The organism is Schnuerera sp. (genome assembly GCF_035459645.1).
Classification (GTDB): domain Bacteria; phylum Bacillota; class Clostridia; order Tissierellales; family Tepidimicrobiaceae; genus Schnuerera.
On record NZ_DATHXO010000333.1, the window covers coordinates 1 to 1,671 of the forward strand.

The window sequence follows — 1,671 nt, forward strand, 5'->3', positions numbered from 1 at the left end:
GGAGAAAGAGAAAACATGATATTAGGCCATGAAGCAGTAGGAGAAATAGTAGAAATAGGTAGCGAAGTGAAAGATTTCAAACCTGGAGATAAGGTTGTTGTACCTGCTATTACACCAGATTGGCGAACCATAGAAAGTCAACGAGGCTTTTCTCAACATTCGGGAGAAATGTTAGCAGGATGGAAATTTTCAAATTTCAAGGATGGAGTTTTTGCAGAATTCTTCCATGTTAATGATGCAGACATGAACTTAGCACATCTTCCAGATAATATGTCCATTGAAGCAGGCGTCATGATAACAGATATGGTAACCACTGGGTTTCATGGTGCAGAGCTTGCAGAGATTCAATTAGGAGATATTGTTACTGTAATTGGAATAGGGCCAGTAGGTCTTATGGCTGTAGCAGGAGCTAAAATTCAAGGTGCAAGTAGAATTTTAGGAGTAGGAAGTAGAAAAGCATTAGTGGAAGCGGCAAAATTCTATGGTGCTACAGATATTGTTAATTATAAAGATGGACCTGTTGAAGAACAAATTATGGAACTCACCAATGGAAAAGGAGTAGACAAAGTCATTATAGCCGGTGCTAGCCCTCAAATTATGAAAACTGCTGTTAAAATAGTAAAACCTGGAGGTATAGTTTCAAATGTAAACTATTATGGAGAAGGCGATATAATTCCTATACCTAGACTTGAATGGGGTAGTGGAATGGCTCATAAAACCATAATAGGAGGATTAACTCCAGGAGGCAGGAATCGAATGGAAAGACTAATAGACCTAGTAATATACAATAGAGTAGATCCAGATAAACTAGTAACCCATAAATTCCACGGGTTCGATCATATTGAAGAAGCTTTAATGCTAATGAAAAATAAACAAGAAGATTTAATCAAACCTGTAGTATTTGTAGAATAGTATTTTGGGACAAGGAGAAGAATCTCCTTGTCCCAAAAATTTAACATTACAAACAAGTTTAATATCTAGAAATCCATCCTCCGTCTGCTACTATAAAATCTCAATTAATATTCTAATACTTTTGATAAGAATTCTTTTGTCCTAGAATTTTGTGGATTTTCAAATAAATCCAATGCATTATTCTGTTCTATGATTTCTCCATTGTCCATGAATATTACTCTATCAGCAACTTGTTTCGCAAAGGCCATTTCATGAGTTACTACTATCATTGTCATACCTGTTTCAGCTAACTGTTTCATTACGTTTAAAACCTCTCCCACCATTTCTGGATCCAAGGCTGATGTAACTTCATCAAAAAGCATTATTTCTGGACCCATAGCAAGGGATCTGGCAATTGCAATTCTTTGTTTTTGTCCTCCTGATAAAGAGTCTGGATAAGCGTTTTTCTTGTCTACCAAATCCATAATCTCAAGAAGTTCAATAGCTTTTTCTTCTGCTTTTTCTTTAGTCCTTTTTCCCGTTAAAATTGGAGCCAAAGTTATGTTCTCTAATACAGTTTTATGAGGAAATAGATGAAAGTGTTGAAACACCATGCCTATATGCTGCCTTATCTTGTCTATTTTATTTTTAGATTTAGCAATGTTTTTATTATTAATGAATATATCTCCAGATGTAGGTTCTTCTAAATAGTCTATACATCTTATAAGAGTACTTTTACCTGAACCAGAAGGTCCTATTAGCCCAACAACTTCACCATCC

The 1,671-nt window shown here is 35.4% G+C and carries 2 protein-coding genes; one reads left to right on the plus strand and one right to left on the minus strand.

Translation table 11 applies throughout. The features are described 5' to 3' along the window. Window positions 1–912: NAD(P)-dependent alcohol dehydrogenase (locus tag VK998_RS07770; RefSeq protein ID WP_325227355.1), on the plus strand; the 912-nt coding region annotated here is incomplete at its 5' end. A 104-nt stretch (window positions 913–1,016) separates the two neighbouring features. Here the strand turns inward: VK998_RS07770 and VK998_RS07775 are convergent. Beyond that, the coding region (locus VK998_RS07775) for an amino acid ABC transporter ATP-binding protein (protein ID WP_325227357.1) at window positions 1,017–1,671 on the minus strand (655 nt) is incomplete at its 5' end.